The organism is Micromonospora sp. NPDC051300 (genome assembly GCF_044455315.1).
In the GTDB taxonomy this organism is placed as follows: Bacteria; Actinomycetota; Actinomycetes; order Mycobacteriales; family Micromonosporaceae; genus Micromonospora; species Micromonospora robiginosa.
In genome coordinates, this window is record NZ_JBITEP010000063.1 from 1 (window position 1) to 5,332 (window position 5,332).

General features: G+C 57.9%; 3 rRNA genes. All 3 read right to left on the reverse strand.

Features of this window, described 5'->3' with window-relative positions:
• Positions 1-108: ribosomal RNA gene (gene rrf, locus ACIA5A_RS30760) — 5S ribosomal RNA — on the reverse strand; the annotation flags it as partial.
• 74 nt (positions 109-182) lie between these two features.
• Positions 183-3,293: ribosomal RNA gene (locus tag ACIA5A_RS30765) — 23S ribosomal RNA — on the reverse strand.
• Between the two features lie 374 nt (positions 3,294-3,667).
• Positions 3,668-5,182, reverse strand: a 16S ribosomal RNA gene (locus tag ACIA5A_RS30770).
• Between the last annotated feature and the right edge of the window lie 150 nt (positions 5,183-5,332).

Genomic DNA, 5,332 nt, shown 5'->3' on the forward strand with positions numbered 1-5,332 from the left:
TGTCCTACTCTCCCACACCCTCCCGAGTGCAGTACCATCGGCGCTGGAGGGCTTAGCTTCCGGGTTCGGAATGTTACCGGGCGTTTCCCCTCCGCCATGACCGCCGTAACTCTATGAACATGTCAACCAACCCACGGGTTGTTTGTTTGTTCTGAGTTGCACAGTGGACGCGTAGCAGCTTGGTAGTCAAGTCCTCGGCCTATTAGTACCGGTCAACTGAACCCGTTACCGGGCTTACATTTCCGGCCTATCAACCCAGTCGTCTAGCTGGGGGCCTTACCCCACAAATGTGGGTGGGATACCTCATCTTGAAGCGAGCTTCCCGCTTAGATGCTTTCAGCGGTTATCCCTTCCGAACGTAGCTAACCAGCCGTGCCCCTGGCGGGACAACTGGCACACCAGAGGTTCGTCCGTCCCGGTCCTCTCGTACTAGGGACAGCCCTTCTCAAGTATCCTACGCGCACGGCGGATAGGGACCGAACTGTCTCACGACGTTCTAAACCCAGCTCGCGTACCGCTTTAATGGGCGAACAGCCCAACCCTTGGGACCTGCTACAGCCCCAGGATGCGACGAGCCGACATCGAGGTGCCAAACCATCCCGTCGATATGGACTCTTGGGGAAGATCAGCCTGTTATCCCCGGGGTACCTTTTATCCGTTGAGCGACACCGCTTCCACATGCCAGTGCCGGATCACTAGTCCCGACTTTCGTCCCTGCTCGACCTGTCAGTCTCACAGTCAAGCTCCCTTGTGCACTTGCACTCAACACCTGATTGCCAACCAGGCTGAGGGAACCTTTGGGCGCCTCCGTTACCCTTTAGGAGGCAACCGCCCCAGTTAAACTACCCACCAGACACTGTCCCTGAACCGGATAACGGTCCGAAGTTAGATACCCAAATCAACCAGAGTGGTATTTCAAGATTGCCTCCACCCATACTGGCGTATGGACTTCACCGGCTCCCACCTATCCTACACAAGCTAATTCAGATACCAATGTCAAGCTATAGTAAAGGTCCCGGGGTCTTTCCGTCCTGCCGCGCGTAACGAGCATCTTTACTCGTAATGCAATTTCGCCGGGCCTGTGGTTGAGACAGTGGGGAAGTCGTTACGCCATTCGTGCAGGTCGGAACTTACCCGACAAGGAATTTCGCTACCTTAGGATGGTTATAGTTACCACCGCCGTTTACTGGCGCTTAAGTTCTCCGCTTCGCCCCGAAGAGCTAACAGGTCCCCTTAACGTTCCAGCACCGGGCAGGCGTCAGTCCATATACATCGAATTACTTCTTCGCATGGACCTGTGTTTTTAGTAAACAGTCGCTTCCCCCTGCTCTCTGCGGCCATACAACGCTCCACCCGCGCGGGGCTTCACGTCTCCGGCCCCCCTTCTCCCTAAGTTACGGGGGCAATTTGCCGAGTTCCTTAACCACAGTTCGCCCGATCGCCTCGGTATTCTCTACCTGACCACCTGTGTCGGTTTGGGGTACGGGCCGCTAAGAACTCGCTAGAGGCTTTTCTCGGCAGCATAGGATCACTGACTTCACCTGAATCGGCTCGGCATCACGTCTCAGCCTCAATGCACCGCGGATTTGCCTACGGCACGGCCTACACGCTTACCCCGGCACAACCACCGGCCGGGCTCAGCTACCTTCCTGCGTCACCCCATCGCTTGACTACTACCCGCCAGGTTCCCACGCTCCCCCCGTTCGGTCCGAAGACCTCCCGGAGCTCGGGTGGTTAGCACAACGAGGTTCGTCAGGGTCGCTCTTTCGCGGGTACGGGAATATCAACCCGTTGTCCATCGACTACGCCTCTCGGCCTCGCCTTAGGTCCCGACTCACCCAGGGCGGATTAGCCTGGCCCTGGAACCCTTGGTCATCCGGCGGAAGGGTTTCTCACCCTTCTTTCGCTACTCATGCCTGCATTCTCACTCGTGCCGTGTCCACAACTAGGTCACCCCGTCGCTTCACCCCCGGCACGACGCTCCCCTACCCATCCACACACCTGCACGGCACATCAAGGCGCCGCGAAGTTGAAATGTGAATGCCACAGCTTCGGCGGTGTGCTTGAGCCCCGCTACATTGTCGGCGCGGAACCACTTGACCAGTGAGCTATTACGCACTCTTTAAAGGGTGGCTGCTTCTAAGCCAACCTCCTGGTTGTCTATGCGACCCCACATCCTTTTCCACTTAGCACACGCTTAGGGGCCTTAGCTGGTGATCTGGGCTGTTTCCCTCTCGACTACGAAGCTTATCCCCCGCAGTCTCACTGCCGCGCTCTCACTTACCGGCATTCGGAGTTTGGCTGATTTCGGTAAGCTTGTGGGCCCCCTAGACCATCCAGTGCTCTACCTCCGGCAAGAAACACGCGACGCTGCACCTAAATGCATTTCGGGGAGAACCAGCTATCACGGAGTTTGATTGGCCTTTCACCCCTAACCACAGGTCATCCCCCAACTTTTCAACGTTGGTGGGTTCGGCCCTCCACGCGGTCTTACCCGCGCTTCAGCCTGCCCATGGCTAGATCACTCCGCTTCGGGTCTAGAGCATGCGACTAAAAACGCCCTATTCAGACTCGCTTTCGCTACGGCTCCCCCACCCGGGTTAACCTCGCCACATGCCACTAACTCGCAGGCTCATTCTTCAAAAGGCACGCCGTCACCCCGTAAGGCTCCGACGGATTGTAGGCGAACGGTTTCAGGTACTATTTCACTCCCCTCCCGGGGTACTTTTCACCATTCCCTCACGGTACTCGTCCGCTATCGGTCACCAGGAAGTATTTAGGCTTACCAGGTGGTCCTGGCAGATTCACGGCAGATTTCAGGAGTCCGCCGCTACTCGGGAACACCCACAGAAGACCAGCAGCTTTCACCTACCGGACTATCACCGTCTACGGTCAGCCATTCCAGACTGTTCGACTAACCACTGGCTTTGTAACTTCTCGACTGTGTGTCAGCACAATCAGCAGGGTCCCACAACCCCGACCACGCAACCCCTGACAGGTATCACACGCCGCCGGTTTAGCCTCAATCCGCTTTCGCTCGCCACTACTCACGGAATCACTAAATTGTTTTCTCTTCCTACGGGTACTGAGATGTTTCACTTCCCCGCGTTCCCCCCACACACCCTATGTGTTCAGGTGCGGGTGACATCACATGACTGATGCCGGGTTCCCCCATTCGGACACCCTGGGATCACAGCTCGGTTGACAGCTCCCCCAGGCCTATCGCGGCCTCCCACGTCCTTCATCGGCTCCTGGTGCCAAGGCATCCACCGTTCGCCCTTGACAACTTGACCACAAAGATGCTCGCGTCCACTGTGCAATTCTCAACAAACAACCAACCCACAACCCGATCCGTTCCCCACCAGACCCGACAACCGCCGGCGGTATGAAGAACCAGGCCATGCCTGGCGCCCGGCGAACCCTCACGTCCGCTCCAAGGCTCTGAAAGACAACCACCGGTTGTTCCTTCAGGACCCAACAGGGTGCTTACGCCAGTCACCAGCCGCACCAGAACCCCGTTCCCACCACCCCGAAGAGCAGCTGTACTAGGAAAATTCCGGCCGTTGCCGGCGCCTGACTAACCAGTGTCTCCGCCATCTGAGCACCCCGACCCGACATTCGCAGGTCGCGGGCTCCATACCAGCTTTCGCTGGATGGTGCTCCTTAGAAAGGAGGTGATCCAGCCGCACCTTCCGGTACGGCTACCTTGTTACGACTTCGTCCCAATCGCCAGCCCCACCTTCGACGGCTCCCTCCACAAGGGTTGGGCCACCGGCTTCGGGTGTTGCCGACTTTCGTGACGTGACGGGCGGTGTGTACAAGGCCCGGGAACGTATTCACCGCAGCGTTGCTGATCTGCGATTACTAGCGACTCCGACTTCACGGGGTCGAGTTGCAGACCCCGATCCGAACTGAGACCGGCTTTTTGGGATTCGCTCCACCTCACGGTATCGCAGCCCATTGTACCGGCCATTGTAGCATGCGTGAAGCCCTGGACATAAGGGGCATGATGACTTGACGTCATCCCCACCTTCCTCCGAGTTGACCCCGGCAGTCTTCGATGAGTCCCCGCCATAACGCGCTGGCAACATCGAACGAGGGTTGCGCTCGTTGCGGGACTTAACCCAACATCTCACGACACGAGCTGACGACAGCCATGCACCACCTGTGACCGCCCCCGAAGGACCTTACATCTCTGCAAGTTTTGCGGCCATGTCAAACCCAGGTAAGGTTCTTCGCGTTGCATCGAATTAATCCGCATGCTCCGCCGCTTGTGCGGGCCCCCGTCAATTCCTTTGAGTTTTAGCCTTGCGGCCGTACTCCCCAGGCGGGGCGCTTAATGCGTTAGCTGCGGCACAGGGAACCGGAGAGGCCCCCCACACCTAGCGCCCAACGTTTACAGCGTGGACTACCAGGGTATCTAATCCTGTTCGCTCCCCACGCTTTCGCTCCTCAGCGTCAGTATCGGCCCAGAGACCCGCCTTCGCCACCGGTGTTCCTCCTGATATCTGCGCATTTCACCGCTACACCAGGAATTCCAGTCTCCCCTACCGAACTCTAGCCTGCCCGTATCGACCGCAGGCCTGGGGTTGAGCCCCAGGTTTTCACGGTCGACGCGACAAGCCGCCTACGAGCTCTTTACGCCCAATAAATCCGGACAACGCTCGCGCCCTACGTCTTACCGCGGCTGCTGGCACGTAGTTGGCCGGCGCTTCTTCTGCAGGTACCGTCACTTACGCTTCGTCCCTGCTGAAAGAGGTTTACAACCCGAAGGCCGTCATCCCTCACGCGGCGTCGCTGCATCAGGCTTCCGCCCATTGTGCAATATTCCCCACTGCTGCCTCCCGTAGGAGTCTGGGCCGTGTCTCAGTCCCAGTGTGGCCGGTCGCCCTCTCAGGCCGGCTACCCGTCGTCGCCTTGGTAGGCCATCACCCCACCAACAAGCTGATAGGCCGCGAGCCCATCCCAGGCCGAAAAACTTTCCACCCAACCCCATGCGAGGTCAAGTCATATTCGGTATTAGCCCCGGTTTCCCGGGGTTATCCCAAAGCCTAGGGCAGGTTGCTCACGTGTTACTCACCCGTTCGCCGCTCGAGTACCCCGAAGGGCCTTTCCGCTCGACTTGCATGTGTTAAGCACGCCGCCAGCGTTCGTCCTGAGCCAGGATCAAACTCTCCAACAAAAACTTTGTCGGACACAATGTCCTGGCAACAAAAGTGTTGCCAAAGGAATCCCAACCAAACAGACCAAAGCCTGCCCAGTCCGGGGTATAAAACAATTGGCACTGGCTTTACAAGCACCCTGTTGAGTTCTCAAAGAACAACCACACACC